General features: G+C 72.1%; 15 protein-coding genes and 1 pseudogene. 10 read left to right on the top strand and 6 right to left on the bottom strand.

Features of this window, described 5'->3' with window-relative positions:
• Window positions 1–33: 33 nt before the first annotated feature.
• Window positions 34–1,518: a bifunctional aminoglycoside phosphotransferase/ATP-binding protein gene (locus tag FNH05_RS14945; RefSeq protein WP_144588577.1), complete on the bottom strand. Its 1,485-nt coding sequence runs from the start codon at window positions 1,516–1,518 to the stop codon at window positions 34–36.
• Between the two features lie 134 nt (window positions 1,519–1,652).
• Here FNH05_RS14945 and FNH05_RS14950 point away from each other — a divergent pair, with 134 nt between their 5' ends.
• A complete protein-coding gene (locus tag FNH05_RS14950; protein ID WP_144588579.1) occupies window positions 1,653–2,186 on the top strand; it encodes a flavodoxin domain-containing protein in 534 nt (177 codons plus the stop codon).
• 18 nt (window positions 2,187–2,204) lie between these two features.
• Here the strand turns inward: FNH05_RS14950 and FNH05_RS14955 are convergent, their stop codons facing one another.
• Both FNH05_RS14955 and FNH05_RS14960 read right to left on the bottom strand, forming a co-directional pair.
• Window positions 2,205–2,861: a response regulator gene (locus tag FNH05_RS14955; RefSeq protein ID WP_144588581.1), complete on the bottom strand. Its 657-nt coding sequence runs from the start codon at window positions 2,859–2,861 to the stop codon at window positions 2,205–2,207.
• A gap of 102 nt (window positions 2,862–2,963) precedes the next feature.
• The gene (locus FNH05_RS14960) at window positions 2,964–3,962 is read right to left on the bottom strand and encodes a zinc-binding alcohol dehydrogenase family protein (protein ID WP_144588583.1); all 999 of its coding nucleotides are present in this window, start codon (window positions 3,960–3,962) and stop codon (window positions 2,964–2,966) included.
• A 131-nt stretch (window positions 3,963–4,093) separates the two neighbouring features.
• Between FNH05_RS14960 and FNH05_RS14965 the strand changes: the two genes are divergently transcribed.
• Window positions 4,094–4,996, top strand: coding sequence for a universal stress protein (locus FNH05_RS14965; protein ID WP_144588585.1), 903 nt, complete (start codon window positions 4,094–4,096; stop codon window positions 4,994–4,996).
• Window positions 4,996–5,793 carry a polyphosphate kinase 2 gene (gene ppk2 / locus FNH05_RS14970; protein WP_144588587.1) on the top strand — a complete coding sequence of 266 codons (798 nt, stop codon included), beginning with the start codon at window positions 4,996–4,998 and terminating at the stop codon, window positions 5,791–5,793. The genes FNH05_RS14965 and ppk2 overlap by 1 nt, the downstream gene beginning before the upstream one ends.
• 30 nt (window positions 5,794–5,823) lie before the next feature.
• Here the strand turns inward: ppk2 and FNH05_RS14975 are convergent, their stop codons facing one another.
• Window positions 5,824–6,465 carry a TetR/AcrR family transcriptional regulator gene (locus FNH05_RS14975; RefSeq protein WP_144588589.1) on the bottom strand — a complete coding sequence of 214 codons (642 nt, stop codon included), beginning with the start codon at window positions 6,463–6,465 and terminating at the stop codon, window positions 5,824–5,826.
• 121 nt (window positions 6,466–6,586) lie between these two features.
• On the opposite strand from FNH05_RS14975, the gene FNH05_RS14980 reads away from it, so the two are divergent.
• Window positions 6,587–7,720 (top strand): FAD-dependent oxidoreductase, encoded by a 1,134-nt coding sequence (locus tag FNH05_RS14980; protein WP_144588591.1) that lies wholly within the window; start codon window positions 6,587–6,589, stop codon window positions 7,718–7,720.
• A 15-nt stretch (window positions 7,721–7,735) separates the two neighbouring features.
• Here FNH05_RS14980 and FNH05_RS14985 read toward each other — a convergent pair whose 3' ends face one another.
• On the bottom strand, window positions 7,736–8,878 hold the full coding sequence (locus FNH05_RS14985; protein ID WP_144588593.1) for a site-2 protease family protein: 1,143 nt from the start codon (window positions 8,876–8,878) through the stop codon (window positions 7,736–7,738).
• A 183-nt stretch (window positions 8,879–9,061) separates the two neighbouring features.
• Here FNH05_RS14985 and FNH05_RS14990 point away from each other — a divergent pair, with 183 nt between their 5' ends.
• From FNH05_RS14990 to FNH05_RS15000, 3 genes are all read left to right on the top strand, one after another.
• Window positions 9,062–9,328 carry a DUF1876 domain-containing protein gene (locus FNH05_RS14990; protein WP_144588595.1) on the top strand — a complete coding sequence of 89 codons (267 nt, stop codon included), beginning with the start codon at window positions 9,062–9,064 and terminating at the stop codon, window positions 9,326–9,328.
• A 115-nt stretch (window positions 9,329–9,443) separates the two neighbouring features.
• Window positions 9,444–9,866 (top strand): pyridoxamine 5'-phosphate oxidase family protein, encoded by a 423-nt coding sequence (locus FNH05_RS14995; RefSeq protein WP_144588596.1) that lies wholly within the window; start codon window positions 9,444–9,446, stop codon window positions 9,864–9,866.
• 99 nt (window positions 9,867–9,965) lie between these two features.
• Window positions 9,966–10,544 (top strand): DUF2231 domain-containing protein, encoded by a 579-nt coding sequence (locus tag FNH05_RS15000; protein ID WP_144588598.1) that lies wholly within the window; start codon window positions 9,966–9,968, stop codon window positions 10,542–10,544.
• A gap of 10 nt (window positions 10,545–10,554) precedes the next feature.
• On the opposite strand, the gene FNH05_RS15005 is transcribed toward FNH05_RS15000, so the two are convergent.
• Window positions 10,555–12,279 (bottom strand): sensor histidine kinase, encoded by a 1,725-nt coding sequence (locus FNH05_RS15005; RefSeq protein WP_144588600.1) that lies wholly within the window; start codon window positions 12,277–12,279, stop codon window positions 10,555–10,557.
• Window positions 12,280–12,529: 250 nt separating this feature from the next.
• On the opposite strand from FNH05_RS15005, the pseudogene FNH05_RS15010 reads away from it, so the two are divergent.
• The 3 genes and pseudogenes from FNH05_RS15010 to FNH05_RS15020 form a co-directional block, all read left to right on the top strand.
• Window positions 12,530–13,429: pseudogene (locus FNH05_RS15010) on the top strand (Acg family FMN-binding oxidoreductase); the annotation flags it as partial.
• Window positions 13,426–14,367 carry an Acg family FMN-binding oxidoreductase gene (locus FNH05_RS15015; RefSeq protein WP_144588603.1) on the top strand — a complete coding sequence of 314 codons (942 nt, stop codon included), beginning with the start codon at window positions 13,426–13,428 and terminating at the stop codon, window positions 14,365–14,367. The pseudogene FNH05_RS15010 and the gene FNH05_RS15015, both read left to right, overlap by 4 nt.
• Window positions 14,368–14,369: 2 nt before the next feature.
• Window positions 14,370–15,206, top strand: a complete 837-nt coding sequence (locus tag FNH05_RS15020; protein WP_246127746.1) for a universal stress protein — start codon at window positions 14,370–14,372, stop codon at window positions 15,204–15,206.
• Window positions 15,207–15,269: the final 63 nt, after the last annotated feature.

Raw genomic sequence — 15,269 nt, forward strand, 5'->3', positions numbered from 1 at the left:
CGCCGCCCCCGTCTGAGCCGGGCGCCGCGGAGGTTATTCGAGGTAGGCGAGGGCTTGGGCGAGGGAGTCCTGGACGGTGCCCGCGGTGAAGATGGTGTGCGCGTCGGGCCAGGGGTGCAGGTTGGCCGCCATGTGCCGCGCCACCTCCGGTGTCGCGTCGGAAATCGACGACGTGCGCTTCGCGAGCCGGTTGGCCGTGGTCACTTCCGGCGCCCAGCACCGCAGCGGCACCAGCCTGCTGTGCGTCGCGGTCGCGGTCCTGGAGATCTCCAGACGCCGTTCCGCCGAGGACCACGACGCGTCGAGCACGACGCTTTCCCCGAGGGACAGCAGTTCCCGCGCGCGCCGGTTGAGCTCGGCATAGGTCTGCTCGGTGTGCGCCGGGTCGTACAAACCCTGTTCGTATCCGGCGGCGGCGCTCTGCTCCGGGTCGATGCCCGCCAGCTCCTTGCGGATCCGGTCGGACCGCAGCACGGCGGCACCGAGCCGGTCGGCGATCTCCCCCGCCAGCGTGGACTTGCCGGAGGCGGGCAGGCCGCCGACCAGGACCAGTTTCACCTGCCCGGCCCGCAGGTGCCGCAGGGCCAGATCCGCGTACTCGCGGGCGAGCGCGGCGGCGGGCTCGTCACCCTGGCCGTACCGCAGGCACGCCACCTTGGCCCGCACAAAGGCCCGGTAGGCGACGTAATGGTGTCGCAGGGCCGGGGGCGCCGGGTCGCCGGAGAACGCGATGTAGCGGTCGAACAGCAACTCGGCGAGTTCGGGTGAGCCGAGCCGTTCCAGGTCCATGGCGAGGAAGGCGATGTCGTCGAGCCCGTCGACCGAGCGCAGACGGGGATCGAATTCGAGGCAGTCGAGCACGCGGGGACCGTCGTCGAGGCAGAACACGTCGTCGGCGAGCAGGTCGCCGTGGCCGTCGACGATCCGGCCGGTGGTCATCCGGCGCCGGAACAGGGCTTCCCGGCCCGCGAGGAACTCCTCGGTGAGCCGTTCGATTTCGGCGGCCTGGCAGGGGTCGAGCACCGCGCCGTGGAACGGGCGCACCTGGGCGAAGCTGTCCCGCCAGCGGTCGCGGATCGCGTCGCGCGAACCCTGGGCGGTGATCTCGTCGCCGCGTCCGGCCCCGGAGTGGAAGTGGGCCATCAGCCGGGCCAGGTCGTGGATCGTTTCGTGCAACGGGGCGTCCTGGCGGACCAGGGTGGACAGGCGGCGGCATTCGGGCATGCGCCGCATCACCACCAGGTGGTCGCAGGGCTCGCCGTCCGGGCCGGTGACGTCCGCGACGCCGAGGTAGACATCCGGGGCCAGGCGGCGGTTGAGGGCCACTTCCTCGTGGCAGAAGTGTTCCCGCTGCTGGCGGGTGGTGAAGTCGAGGAAGCCGAAGTCGACCGGTTTCTTCAGCTTGTAGGCCCGGTCACCGACCAGGAAGACCGCGCCGATGTGGGTTTCGCGAACGCTCGTCCATTCCTGCTGTCCGGAGAGGGCGGGCAGGTCCGTGACCGTCTCGGTTCGCCGCATGGGGCCATCATCGTGACGGCCCGCGAAGGGCAAAAAGGGCCGGAGGTCACCGGGGCAGGGCCTCTAGGCCTCTCACCCCGGGCCCCGTCGCGGGAGCACGCTGCGAAACGGGCCCCCAGGGAGGAAGGTGTGCCATGAAGGTACTCGTCGCCGTCGCCAGCAGACACGGGGCCACCCAGGAGATCGCCGAGGAGATCGGCCGGGAACTGCGCTCCGTTCTCGGCGAGCACACCGACGTCGCCGTCCATCCGGTGACCGAGGTGGGCGGGGTGTCCGGCTACGACGCGGTGGTGCTGGGCAGTGCCGTCTACATGGGACACTGGCTGACCGCGGCCACGGATTTCGTGCACCACAACCGGGAAGAACTGACCATGGTGCCGGTGTGGCTGTTCTCCAGCGGCCCGGTCGGCTCGCCGCCGCGGCCCGAGCAGGACCCGCTGGAACTGGGAGCGCTGCGCCGCCTTATCCGGGCACGGGAACACCGGCTGTTCGCCGGGCGGGTCGACCGGCACCGGCTGGGACTGGCCGAGCGTGCCCTGCTCGTCGCGCTGCACGTGGCCGACGGCGACTACCGCGACTGGCAGGACATCCGCTCCTGGGCCCGGCGCATCGCCGCGATGCTGCCGGCCGGGGCTGCTTACTCGGAACGGGTCGGGGATCCGTCCTGAGCGCCCCGGCCGCCGGGGTCAGGACTCCTGGTTGCGGGCGGCGCGGTTTTCGCGCATCTTCGTGGCCAGCACCGCGGCCTGGGTGCGCCGTTCGAGGCCCAGCTTGGTCAGCAGGCGGGAGACGTAGTTCTTGACGGTCTTTTCGGCCAGGAACATCCGCTCGGAGATCTGCCGGTTGGTCAGGCCCTCGCCGATCAGGTCGAGCAGCGTGCGTTCCCGTTCGCTCAGCCCGGACAGCGGGCCGGTGTCGGTGGCGTCGGCCCGCAGCTTCGCCATCAGGGTCGCGGCGGCGCGGTTGTCCAGCAGCGACCGGCCCGAGCCGACCTCGCGCACGGCCGACACCAGTTGCAGCCCCTGGATGTCCTTGATCACATATCCGCCCGCGCCGGCCAGGATGGCGTTGAGCATGGCTTCTTCGTCGGTGTAGGAGGTGAACATCAGGACGTTGAGATCGGGCAGCTTCGACCGCAGGTCCCGGCAGAGCTCGATCCCGTTGCCGTCGGGCAGCCGGACGTCCAGCAGCGCCACGTCCGGGCGCAGCGCGGGGATGCGGGCCAGCGCCTGTGCGGCGGTCGGGGCTTCACCGACGACGGTCAGCTCCGGATCGGCTTCCAGCAGATCGGCCACGCCACGCCGGACCACCTCGTGGTCGTCGACCAGAAACACCTTGATCAAGGTTCTCACCTTCCGCGAATCGAATAGGTCCAGGCTAGATCGTGATCGGCCGTGGCGGTGCGCCGACGGTCCCCGATCGTAGGGACCAAGGTCCACAATCGATCAAGGCACCAGCACGGCGGCCCCGTTGACCCGGTCCGCGGCGAGGTCGGCCAGTGCGGCGTCCGCGCTCTCCAGCGGGTAGGGCGTGGTCACCACCTGCAGGTGGTGTTCCGCCGCGAAGTCCAGGAAATCGCGGGCGTCGGCGCGGGTGTTGGCGGTGACGCTGCGGAGCTGCCGTTCCTGGAACAGATGCTCCTGGTAGTTCAGTGGCGGGATGTCGGTGAGGTGGATACCGGCGACGGCGAGGGTGCCGCCGCGGTCGAGTGCGGCCAGCGCGGGGGGCACCAGGTCGCCGACGGGGGCGAACAGGATCGCCGAGTCCAGCGGTTCCGGCGGTGCGTCGGCGGCGTCCCCGGCCGAGGCGGCACCGAGTTCGAGCGCCAGCCGCCGGGCCTGTTCGCTGCGGGTCATCACGTGCACGGTGGCGCCCTGCGCGAGCGCGACCTGCGCGGCGAGATGCGCGCTGGCGCCGAAGCCGTAGATGCCCAGGCGGCCGTGGGCGGGCAGCCATGCCCGGCGCAGGGCCCGGAACCCGATGATCCCGGCGCACAGCAGCGGTGCCAGTTCCGTGTCGGGATAGCCCGGCGGCAGGCGGTGGGCGTAGGCGGCGGGCACGGTGGTGAAGTCGGCGTACCCGCCGTCGGCGTCCCAGCCGGTGTAGGTGGAGTACGGGCAGAGGTTTTCCGCGCCGCGGCGGCAGTAGGCGCACTTCCCGCAGGTGCCGCGCAGCCAGGCGATCCCCACGCGGTCGCCCTCGGCGTACCCGGTGGCCCCGGCGCCGAGCGCGGCCACCTCCCCGACCACTTCGTGGCCGGGGACCACCGCGGGCCGGTGCACCGGCAGGTCCCCCTCGACCACGTGCAGGTCGGTGCGGCACACCCCGCAGGCCAGCACCCGCACCAGCAGTTCCCCGGGGCCCGGTGCGGGCACCGGTTCCTCACGGCGGGTGAACTTGCGCACGCCGGGTTCTCCGGGCAGGTCCACTCGCCAGGCACGCATCAGGCCACCTCCCGCATCGCCTCGCGAGGAGAGCCTGCCCCACCCGGCGGGGGAAGAGAAGAGCACAACGGCCCACCGGCTGGGGACCGGGGGCCTTGTCCGGTGCGGGTGCCGCCGGGGACAGTGTGTTCATGACGGACACGGCAGCACACCACCAGATCATTGTCGGCGTGGACGGTTCGGTCTCGGCGCTGCACGCGGTGCGCTGGGCGGCGCGGGAGGCCGCGCGACGCCACCTGCCGCTGCGGCTCTACCACGCCTGCGTGCTGCCGCCGGCGGCGCCGCACGTGGCGAAGGAGAGCCGGGAGGGGGTCGTCGAGGGCCTGATCGAGCAGGGCCACGAGTGGTTGCGCGCGGCCGAATGGGAGGCCCGTGATCTCGCACCGGCGATCGAGGTGCACCGGGAACTCCGGGTCGGCACCGCCTCGGCGCTGCTGATCGAGCAGTCGCGGCACGCGCGCCTGGTCGTGCTGGGCTCGCGCGGGCTGGGCGGTTTCGAAGGGATGCTGGTGGGCTCGGTGTCGGTCGCGCTGGCCGCGCACGGGCACTGCCCGGTGGTGGTGGTCCGCGGGCACACCCCGCAGGACCCGCCGCCGGAGGGCGGGCCGGTCCTGGTCGGCGTGGACGGCTCACCGGTCAGCGACGCCGCGGTCGCGTTCGCCTTCGAGGAGGCCTCCCTGCGGGAGGTGGGCCTGGTGGCCGTGCACACCTGGACGGACATGTCGGTGGGGGAGACGTGGTCGGTGCTGCCGTTCGACATCGACTACGACGCGGTCGCCGAGGACGAACGGCGCCTGCTCGCGGAGCGGATGACGGGCTGGCGGGAGAAGTACCCCGATGTCACGGTGCGGGAAGTGGTGCTGCGGGACCGGCCGGTGCGCGGCCTGCTCAAGGAGGCCGAGAGCGCGCAGCTGATCGTGGTGGGTTCCCGCGGCCGCGGCGCGATGACCGGCATGGGACTCGGGTCGACCAGCCAGGCCCTGCTGCATCACAGCGTCTGCCCGGTCGCGGTCGTGCGCCCGGCGGTGCGGTGATGGCCGACAGGCTGCCCCGCAAGGTCTACGAGCAGGAACTGGCCCGGTTGCAGGCGGAACTGGTCGTGCTGCAGGAGTGGGTGCGGGCCGAGCGGAAACGGCTGATCGTGATCTTCGAGGGCCGGGACGCGGCGGGCAAGGGCAGCACGATCAAGCGGGTCGCCGAATACCTCAACCCGCGGGTGGCCCGGATCGTCGCACTGCCCCGCCCCGGCGACCGGGAGCGGACCCAGTGGTACTTCCAGCGTTACGTCGAACAGCTGCCCGCGGCCGGGGAGATCGTGCTGATGGACCGCAGCTGGTACAACCGCGCCGGGGTGGAGTGGGTGATGGGGTTCTGCACCGCGGACGAGCACCGCCGGTTCCTGCACCAGTGCCCCATCTTCGAACGGCTGCTGGTGGAGGACGGGATCCTGCTGCGCAAGTACTGGTTCTCCGTCAGCCCGGACGAACAGCAGCGCCGGTTCCAGGCGCGGCTGGAGGACCCGATGCGGCGCTGGAAACTGTCCACAATCGATCTGGAGTCCATCTCGCGGTGGGACGACTACTCGCGGGCCAAGGACGAGATGATCCTCTACACCGACATCCCGGAGGCACCGTGGTCCATTGTGGACAGCGATGACAAGCGGCGGGCGCGGATCAACATGATCGCGCACCTGCTGTCGTCCATCCCGTACCGGGAGGTGCCGCTGCCAGGGCTGCAGGTGCCGGAGCGGCCGGAAGGCACCGGGTACCGGCGGCCGGAGAAGAACCCGGGCAACTACGTGCCCGACCACGCGGCCACGCTGTTGCCCTGAAGGTGCGGGCGGGGTCCTGGCCTACTTTCCTCAAGCCTCTGGAGGACTTGAGGGCGCTTCGCTCCGGGCGAGTGCGCCCCAGCCGTGTTCGAGGAGGTCGAAGGCCCGGGTGATGGCCTGGCGGGGGTCGTCGTGGGCGTAGGCCGCGCGGGGGGCTTCGAGGGCGAAGTGGGCCATGGCGGTGCAGGCGGGGTCGCCCGCGTCGAGGCCGCTCTCCTCGGCGATGGCCTGGGCGAGTGCGGTGGCGTGGCGCAGCCACATGTTCTGGGCGTACTCGCGCAGCGCGGGGGTGCGGGCCACCAGGCTGGTGAAGGCGGCGAAGCGGGCGTCGCCTTCGGCGGTGGCCAGCCGGGTGGTCAGGGCGTGTTCCCGTAGTGCGGCGGGGATGGACTGGCCATCGGGCCGCTCGCGGACGGCGGCGAGCAGGCGGGCCTCCTGGTCGGCGTCCTCGTCGAAGACGAGGGCTTCCTTGACCGGGAAGTGCTTGAACAGCGTGGTGGTGGACACGTCGGCGGCGTCCGCGATCTCGCGAATGCCGACCTCGTCGTATCCGCGCTCCAGGAACAGGTGCAGCGCGGCGTCGGCGATGGCCTGCCGGGTCGCGGCCTTCTTGCGCTCGCGGCGCCCCATCCTCGCGGGACCTGTCGTGGTGTCGGTCGTGGTGCTCGGCATGCCGACACCCTACCCCTTTGGTTGACCAGGTTAAAAAGTTGAGTTGTTGCACTTATTAGACGAGTGTGGTTTTTTGGATGGTGGCCGCGGCACCGCGGCGCGGAACGAACGGAGCACCACCATGAACACCACCGCCGCACCCCGCATCGCCATCATCGGCGCCGGCCCCGGCGGCCTGACCTGCGCTCGCATCCTCCAGCGGCACGGCATCGCCGCCGCCGTCTACGACCGCGAGACCGGCCCCGACGCCCGCAACCAGGGCGGCACCCTCGACCTGCACGCCGACAACGGCCAGATCGCCCTGCGTGAAGCCGGTCTCTTGGAGGAGTTCTTCCGGCTGGCCCGCCCCGAGGGCCAGGAAATGCGCCAGCTGGACCCGGCAGGCGCGATCCTCTTCCACCACGTCCCCGAGGACGGTGAGCGGTTCAAGCCGGAAATCGACCGCGGCCAGTTGCGCGACCTGCTGCTCGACTCGCTTCAGCCCGGCACCGTGCGCTGGGGCCATGCCCTGCGGGCCATCAGTGGCCCCGAGGAAGGGCCCCGGCGGCTGCACTTCGCCGACGGCTCCACCGTCGAAGCGGACCTCGTCGTCGGCGCCGACGGTGCCTGGTCCAAGGTCCGCCGCGTCCTTTCCCCGGCCGTCCCCGAGTACAGCGGCGTGAGCTTCCTGGAGGCCTGGTTCCACCGCGTCGAGGACCAGCACCCCGAGATCGCCGAACTGGTCGGCCAGGGCGGCGCCGCGGCGGCCGACGGCGACCGCGGCCTGTTCGCCCAGCGCAACAGCGGCGACCACATCCGCGCCTACCTCATCCAGCGCGTCCCGGTCGACTGGATCACCGCCGCCGGGCTCACCCCCCAGGACACCGGCGGTATCCGTGCCCTCCTCCTGGAGCGCTACCGCGACTGGTCACCGCGCCTGCGCCGGCTGATCACCGACAACGACGGCCCCTACGTCGACCGCCCGATCTTCGCCCTGCCCGTCCCGCACACCTGGGAGCACAACCCCACGGTGACCCTCCTCGGTGACGCCGCCCACCTCATGCCCCCGCTCGGTGTCGGCGTCAACCTGGCCATGCTGGATGCCTGCGAACTCGCTCTCGGCCTCGCCCGCCACGACACCGTCGACGACGCCGTCCACGCCTACGAGCAGACCATGCTGCCCCGCTCCACGGAGATGGCCCGGCTCCTCGACGGTGCGGCCGAACATCTGCTGTCCACCCGGTTACCCGACTCCGCTGCCGACGGCACCCACTGACCACCCCCGGCCCGGTCAGGAGGCGGGCACGTTGTGGTCCTGACCGCGCAGCGCGGCCAGTTCCAGTGCCCTGGCGAGGTCCTCGGAGCTGATCGTGCCGGCGAGCCTGCCCTGCTCGACCACCAGCAGCAGATCGGTCCCCGGGCGGAGCGAAACCTTGTTCAGCAGATCCGCCACCCGCTCGCCGGCGTCGACCAGTTGCGGCGGGCGGCAGACGTCGGAGAGCCGGGTGGCCAGCCGCTGGTCGGGGGTCATCCGGGTCAGCTCGGCCAGGCTCACCACGCCGATCGGCCTGCCGTCGAACGACAGCACAGGGAACAGCCGGTGCCGGACCGTGCCGGCGGTCTGGTCGAGGAAGCCCTGCACGGTGAACCAGCCCGCGGCGGGCACCGGGTGCGGGTCCATGATCGCGCGGGCGCGCAGGTCGCCGAGCCGTCGCCGGGCCAGCCCGCCGGTCAGCTCCGCCTGCGCGGCACCCATCAGGAACCAGCCGAGGAAGGCCAGCCACAGCCCGGTCCACTGGCCCAGCAGGAAGGTCTCGGCCAGGCCGAGCGCGATGAACACCAGGCCGAGGACCTGGCCCACCTTCGCGGCGGTGGCCGCGGCGCGGGCCCGATCACCCGTGAAGTGCCACACCGCGGCGCGCAGCACCCGTCCGCCGTCGAGCGGAGCGCCGGGCAGCAGGTTGAACACGCCCAGGATGAGGTTGGTGACGCCGAGCCAGCCCAGGCCCGACAGCGCCAGCGGGGGGAGCACGGCGGCGGCCAGGTAGGCGCCACCGAGGAAGAGCCCCCCGAGCAGCAGGCTGATCGCCGGACCGGACGCGGCGATCAGCAGATCGGCCTTGGGGCTGGGCGGCTCGCCCTCCAGTTCGGCCACACCCCCGAGCATCCACAACGTGATCCGCTTGACCCCCATGCCGTGGTGCCGGGCCAGCACGGCATGGGTGAGCTCATGCGCCAGCAGCGAGACCAGGAAGAACACCGCGGTCAGTGCCCCGGTGATCCAGTACCAGCTCCCGGGGTAGCCGGGAGCCGCGGCAGGCAGGACGGAGGCCCCGAGCAGCCAGGAGATCAGGGCGAGCACGATGACCACCGACCAGTGCGCGCCCACCGCGACACCGGCGTAGCGGCCCAGCGGGATCGTTGTGCGGAACATGACACGATCGTGCGCCCGGGAGCCCGGCCGTCCGTAGGGCCGAAGTTCCTCACCCGGCGGGTCCAACTCCGCCGAAGTTCCCCGCCACGCAGGGCCGACGGGGCCCGCGGTTCGGGGACTTTCTGCCCTTCTACCGCACCGGGGCCGACCGCAAGGTGGGGAGGGGAGAACGGAGGCCCAACCATGCAGGAAAAGCAGTGGAAGATCGAAGTCTTCATCGACGAACACGAGAACCGCACCCGCGCCAGGGCCCGTCTGCACAATCCGGACGAGACCGGGCTGGTCGGGGTCGGCACGGCCCGGCTGAACCCGGCCGACGCGAACGTGCCGGAGATCGGTGACGAACTGGCCGTGGCCCGCGCCCTGTCCGACCTCGCACACCGCCTGCTCGACGCCACGGCCGACGACATCGAGGCGATCACCCACGAAAAGGCCCACCTCACTCATTGACCGGGGCGCGTGACGGTGGGGAGGTCCAGACCGGGGACTTTGTACCCTAGGCGCCGCCGGAGCCTGCGGCGAAGATGTCGGCCGTGTTGTCGAACTTTCCCCGGGCGGTGCGCGAATGACGCCCCGCCGTTTCCAGGAGCTCAGCCGCGAAGAATCCCTCCGGCGCCTGGGCAGCGTGCGGGTCGGCCGGATCGTGTTCAGCCACCAGGCGCTGCCGGCGATCCGGCCGGTCAACCACCTGGTCGACGACGGCCAGGTGATCATCCGCAGTCACGCCGGTGCCGCGCTCATGTCGGCGCTGGACACCGTGGTCGCCTACGAGGCCGATTTCGTCGCCGAGGGAGACCGGATCGGCTGGAGCGTGATCGTGACCGGGGTCGCCCGGCGGCTGAAGGTGCCCGAGGCCATCGCCCGCTACGAACGGCTCCTGCAACCGTGGGTGCCCGATGAGATGGCTCACGTCATCCGCATCCAGCCGGAACTGGTCACCGGGTTTTCCCTGGAAGAGTGCGAACAGGGCGAACCGGGCGCAGCCTGACGCACACTCTGGGTGGATTTGCCCGGTTCCCCTCCAAGAATCCTCCCAGAATCCCACGGCACTCTGTGTCGTGTCTCGATCACCGAACTGGGAGCTTCGATGCCTTTCCTGATTTCCGGGGTGCCATTGCACGTGCTGGCCGTGCACGCCGTCGTCGTGCTGGTGCCGCTGGCCGTCCTCACCACGGTGATCATTGCCGTCTGGCCCGCGGCACGTCGTCGCTTCGGCTGGGCCGTGGCGGGCCTGACCCTGCTGGCCACGGCCTGCATCCCTATCGCCACGGAAAGCGGTGAGGACCTGCGGGACCGCCTCACCAGCACCGACCTGATCCGCACGCACGCCCACCTCGGCGACCAGCTGCTGGTGTTCGTCGCCGGCCTGCTTGTGGTCACCGTCGCCCTGATGTGGTTCGACCGCCGCAACACCAAGGCCGCGGCGGCCAAGGCCGCGGCAGGCGACACCGAAAACGGCACCGGCGGCACCGCCACGGCCACGGCGGCCACGGCGACCAAGCCGATGAAGGCGGTCGTCCCGGTGCTCAGCGTGCTCGTGGTCGCGCTGGCCGTGGCCTCGGCGGTGCAGGTGGTCCGCATCGGCGACTCGGGCGCCAAGGCGGCCTGGTCGGGCACCCAGTACACCGCGCCGCAGCACCCGGAGGGCGAGGGCGACGGCGACTGACGCCGTCCCCTCAGGAGACGGGGGCGGCCCAGAACACCCGGCAGCCCCCGCCCTCCGGCTTCTCCACCACGAACTTCCCGCCCATCTCATCGGCCCGCTCGGCGAGGTTGTGCAGACCGCTGCGCGCGACCGCCTCGGGCAGCCCCACCCCGTTGTCGGTGACGTCGATGCTCAGGTCGTCGTCCACCGACACCGTCACCATCACCTTGCTCGCCTTCGCGTGCCGGACCGCGTTGCTCAGCGCCTCCCGCACCACCGCCTCGGCGTGGTCGGCGAGTTCGGGGGAGACCACCCCGACCGGTCCCGACACCCGCACCGTGGTCTGCAGGCCCGCCTCGCCGGTGATCTCGGCGATCACCTCGTGCAGCCGCTTGCGCAGCTGCGTGGTGCCCTCCAGCCCGCCGTGCAGGTCGAAGATCGCCGTGCGGATCTCCGCGATGACGCTCTGCACGTCGTCGATCATGTCGGCCAGCCGCCGCTGCGTGTCGGGCGAGCGGCTGCGCAGATGCGTGCTCTGCAGGGCGAGGCCGTGCGCGAACAGTCGCTGGATGACGTGGTCGTGCAGGTCCCTGGCGATGCGGTCGCGGTCGGACAGCACCTCCAGTTCGAACAGCCGCCGCTGGTCGTCGGCCAGTTGGAGGGCGAGCGCGGCCTGGTCGGCGAAGGACGCGGCCAGCGGCAGCTGCCCCGGGTCGAAGGGCTCCGCGCCCGCGCGCCGCAGCGCCACCAGCACACCGGACACGGTGTCCGCCGAGGCGCGCAGCGGCAGGAGCAGCACCGGCCCGAACTCCTCGTCCAGTCCCACGGCCAGGTCGTACCGCAGGCTGTCCGCCTGCCGGGGAACCGCGTCGCGGAACGCCTCGCCACAGCTGGAACCCTCGACCGGGATCTCCCGGCCGGTGAGGACGTCCGCGTTCAGTCCCGCGCACACCGTCACCACGAGGGTGTCCACGACCTCCGACGGCAGTTCCGGGTCGTCGGGCTGGGCCAGGAAGGCGTAGTCGGCGCCGGTGAGCGCGAGCGCGCGGTTGGCGATCAGGTGCAGCACGTCGACCGGGTCCGCGGCGCCGAGCAGCTCCGCACGGATCTCGCTGGTCGCTTCCTGCCAGCGCTGGCGGCGCTTGGTCTCCTCGTACAGGCGGGCGTTCTCCACGGCGATACCGGCCGCCGCCGCCAGCGCCTGCACCACCACCTCGTCGTCCTCGGTGAACGGCTGCCCGCCGGCCTTCTCGGTCAGGTACAGGTTGCCGAACACCTCGCCCCGCACCAGTACCGGCACGCCGAGGAACGACTTCATCGGCGGGTGGTTGGGCGGGAAGCCGGCCGAGGCGGCGTGCCGGGCCAGATCCGGCAGGCGCAGCGGCTTCGGTTCCTTGATCAGCAGGCCGAGCAGCCCATGGCCCTCCGGCAGGTGCCCGATCTCCGCGCGGGCCTGCTCGTCGATGCCCTCGTAGACGAACTCGGCGAGCCCCTCGCCGTGCGTGTTGAGCACGCCGAGCGCTCCGTAGCGGCAGTCGACCAGCTCGATCGCGGCGTGCACGATGCGCCGCAGCGTGGCGTCCAGTTCCAGGCCCGCGGCGACCGCGAGCATCGCCTCCAGCAGGCCGTCCATCTGGTCCCGTGCGCTGACCAGCTGCTCCACGCGGTCCTGCACCTCGCTGAGCAGTTCGCGAAGGCGCAACTGCGACAGCGTGCCGCGCAACGAGGGTTGATCGACGTCGCCCTGTGAAGACATGCCGCCAAGCTTCGCATCGGCACGGGGTGACACGCCAGGTCGAAGTAGGCGACCCCACGTTTGACGAGGACCGGACCCCGGCGGAGCGAAGAGCACAAAGACCCGGGAAGTCGGGACACCGGCCCCTGCCCGGTCGCGGGTGGCCTGGCGAGGCTGAAGACCAGGAACTTGACCGTGGGAGCACCGATGACCGCCTACCCCCCCGCCGGGGACCCGATCGCGCTGGCCCTGGAGGCCGCAGCCCTGGCGTTTCGAGATCGCCGCAGACCGCATCGACGTGCTGCTCGACCCCGGCCGGGTGCTGCCGGTGGCGGACCCCGACGGCCGGGAGGCGCGGTTGTCCTGCGGGGCGGCGATCCTCGACATCCGGCTGGCGCTGCAGGCTGCCGGGCGGACCGCGCAGGTGCACCTGCTGCCGGACCGGGACCGCCCCGGCCACCTGGCCACGGTGATCCTGGGTGGCGCCCACCGGCCCACCTCCGAGGACCGGGCGCTGGCCCGCGCGATCGCCTTCCGCCGCAGCAACCGCCGCCCGTTCACCGACCGTGCCGTGCCCCAGTGGATCCGCCAGGCCCTCGTCGAGGCCGCGGCCGAAGAGGGAGCGGAACTGGTGCTGCTGGAACGTCCGGCCGATCTCGACGCACTGGCCGCGCTGCTGCGCCACGCCGAGTACCTGCAGAGCGAGGACCCCGGCTTCCAGGCCGAGCTGCACCGCTGGACCGCTGGTGACGCGCTGCGCGAGGACGGCGTGCCCGCGGCGGCGGGCGGTCCCCGGCCCGCGCCCGGCAGCCTGCTGACGCTGCGGCACTACACCGTCACGGACTCCTCCCCGGAACGCCGGTACGAACGGGAACCGCTGGTGGCGGTGCTCGGCTCCTACACCGACACCCCGCTGGCGCAGCTCCGCACCGGCCAGGCCATGCAGCGGGTGCTGCTGACCGGCACCACGGCCGGGGTCAGCGCGTCGTTTCTGTCCCAGCCGGTGGAGATCGCCGCCACCCGAACCTCGCTGGGCCGCCTGGTGGGCGACCGGACCCGGCCGCAGGTGGTGCTGCGGTTCGGCTACGGCTTCACCGCCCCGGCCACGCCCCGCCGCCGTCCCGAGGCGATCACCCAGCCGAAGAACCAGACCGAGGAGGTCGCGCCATGACCTGGTCCAGCACCGAGGTCGGTGTGCTCGCGCGCGCGGTGAGCCGCGCGCCATCGGTGCACAACACCCAGCCGTGGACGCTGGAGGCCCGCGCGGACGCGGCCGACCTCTACGAACGGTTCGAAGTGACCCTGCCGCGGCACGACCCGACCGGCCGGGACCGGGTGATCTCCTGCGGCGCGGCGCTGGCCAACCTCGAACTGGCCATCCGGACGCTGGGCTGGGACGTGGCGGTTTCGCTGTTCCCCGACCAGCGGCGACCCGATCTGGTCGCCCGGATGACCGCGATCGGGCGCAAGGAGGCGACCGGCCGCGAAGTCGACCAGTACTCGGCGATCTTCCGCCGCGAAAGCTACCGGGCGCCCTTCAGCCTCCACCAGATCCCGCCGCACAGCCTGCGGGAACTGGCCGAGTCGGGCGGTACTCCCGGCACCGAGGCGCGCCCCATCGACCGCCGCGGCGAGTCCGGCGCACTGGCCGAACTGCTGGGCTACGCGGGCGAGGTGCTGCACGACGACCGGGCCTACCAGCGGGAGCTCACCGCCTGGTCGGCGCAGTTCCCCGAGCCGTTCCGCGACGTGTCCACGCTGCCGTGGACCGGTCTGGTGCGCGACGCCACGCATCTGCCGGACACCATCACGCTCACCGAGCGGCTGATGGCCGAGGGCCTGCTGGTGGTCCTGACCAAGGACGACACCCGCCGCGACCACCTCAGCGCCGGCATCGCCATGGAGCGGATCTGGCTGACCGCGATCACCCACGGGCTGGTCGGTTCGGTGCTGACCCAGCCCCTGCACCTGCCCGAGGTGCGCTCGGGCCTGATCGAGCGGCTCGGCCTGCCCGGTTATCCGCAACTCATCCTGCGTCTCGGCTACCCGGTCACCGCCACGCCGGCCGCCGCACCCGCCGCGATCGCGGCCCGTCCCGAGGAGTCCTGAACGTGGGCCACGACGAAACGGTCCTGGTGGGGGTGGACGGTTCGCCGTCGTCACTGGACGCCGTGCGCTGGGCGGCGGCCGAAGCCGCCCGGCGCGGCGCGGCGCTGACCCTGCTCTTCGCCTGCGCCGTGCCGTCTCCCGAGCCGTACACGCCGGTCAAACTGCCCCGCAGCTACCGTGACGCGCTGCTGGACCAGGGCCGGGAGCGGCTCGAGGAGGCCAAGAAGGTCGCCGAGCACACCGCCGCCGTGCCGGTGCGCACCGAACTGCGGGCCGGGCAGCCCGTCGCCGAACTGGTGCGGGCTTCGGAGACGGCGGACCTGGCCGTGCTCGGCTCGCGCGGGCTGGGCGGGATCACCGGCCTGCTGCTCGGCTCGGTGGCCGTCGGGCTGGCCACGCACGGGCACTGCCCGGTCGTCGTGGTGCGGGGCGCGGTCCCCGAGGACGGCCCGATCGTGGCCGGGGTGGACGGTTCCCCGCTCAGCGACACCGTTCTCGGCTTCGCCTTCGCCACGGCCGCCGCGCGCGGCGTCCGGTTGATCGCGGTCCAGGCACTGGCCTCCGCCGACGACGAGGAGGACCTGACGTCCCGGCTCCAGCGGTGGAAGGCGGAATACCCGCGGGTCGAGGTGTCCCAGCGGCTGGTCGAGGACCGCCCGGTGCGTGCCCTGCTGCAGGCCGCGGAAGGCGCCCAACTGATCGTGGTCGGCTCCCGCGGGCGCGGCGGGCGCGGCGGGCTCGCCGGGATCGGCCTGGGCTCCACCAGTCACGGCGTGCTGCACCACGCCGAATGCCCGGTGGCCGTGCTGCGGCCGCAGGCCCTGCCCGAACGGGCCTGAGCGAAGGGGTTGCGGTTTGCCGTGAGGGGCCCCTCACGGCCCTGGCTTCGCGGAGGGTGCGGC

The organism is Amycolatopsis rhizosphaerae, assembly GCF_007713715.1.
GTDB lineage: Bacteria > Actinomycetota > Actinomycetes > Mycobacteriales > Pseudonocardiaceae > Amycolatopsis_E > Amycolatopsis_E rhizosphaerae.

Excerpts from the sequence above, each read along its gene's own strand:
- FNH05_RS15015 (WP_144588603.1), top strand. The coding sequence starts at position 13,426 with ATGACCTGGTCCAGCACCGAGGTCGGTGTGCTCGCGCGCGCGGTGAGC.
- FNH05_RS15005 (WP_144588600.1), bottom strand. The coding sequence starts at position 12,279 with ATGTCTTCACAGGGCGACGTCGATCAACCCTCGTTGCGCGGCACGCTG.
- FNH05_RS15000 (WP_144588598.1), top strand. The coding sequence starts at position 9,966 with ATGCCTTTCCTGATTTCCGGGGTGCCATTGCACGTGCTGGCCGTGCAC.
- FNH05_RS14995 (WP_144588596.1), top strand. The coding sequence starts at position 9,444 with ATGACGCCCCGCCGTTTCCAGGAGCTCAGCCGCGAAGAATCCCTCCGG.
- FNH05_RS14945 (WP_144588577.1), bottom strand. The coding sequence starts at position 1,518 with ATGCGGCGAACCGAGACGGTCACGGACCTGCCCGCCCTCTCCGGACAG.
- FNH05_RS14985 (WP_144588593.1), bottom strand. The coding sequence starts at position 8,878 with ATGTTCCGCACAACGATCCCGCTGGGCCGCTACGCCGGTGTCGCGGTG.
- FNH05_RS14975 (WP_144588589.1), bottom strand. The coding sequence starts at position 6,465 with ATGCCGAGCACCACGACCGACACCACGACAGGTCCCGCGAGGATGGGG.
- FNH05_RS14950 (WP_144588579.1), top strand. The coding sequence starts at position 1,653 with ATGAAGGTACTCGTCGCCGTCGCCAGCAGACACGGGGCCACCCAGGAG.
- ppk2 (WP_144588587.1), top strand. The coding sequence starts at position 4,996 with ATGGCCGACAGGCTGCCCCGCAAGGTCTACGAGCAGGAACTGGCCCGG.
- FNH05_RS14965 (WP_144588585.1), top strand. The coding sequence starts at position 4,094 with ATGACGGACACGGCAGCACACCACCAGATCATTGTCGGCGTGGACGGT.
- FNH05_RS14960 (WP_144588583.1), bottom strand. The coding sequence starts at position 3,962 with ATGCGTGCCTGGCGAGTGGACCTGCCCGGAGAACCCGGCGTGCGCAAG.
- FNH05_RS14980 (WP_144588591.1), top strand. The coding sequence starts at position 6,587 with ATGAACACCACCGCCGCACCCCGCATCGCCATCATCGGCGCCGGCCCC.
- FNH05_RS14990 (WP_144588595.1), top strand. The coding sequence starts at position 9,062 with ATGCAGGAAAAGCAGTGGAAGATCGAAGTCTTCATCGACGAACACGAG.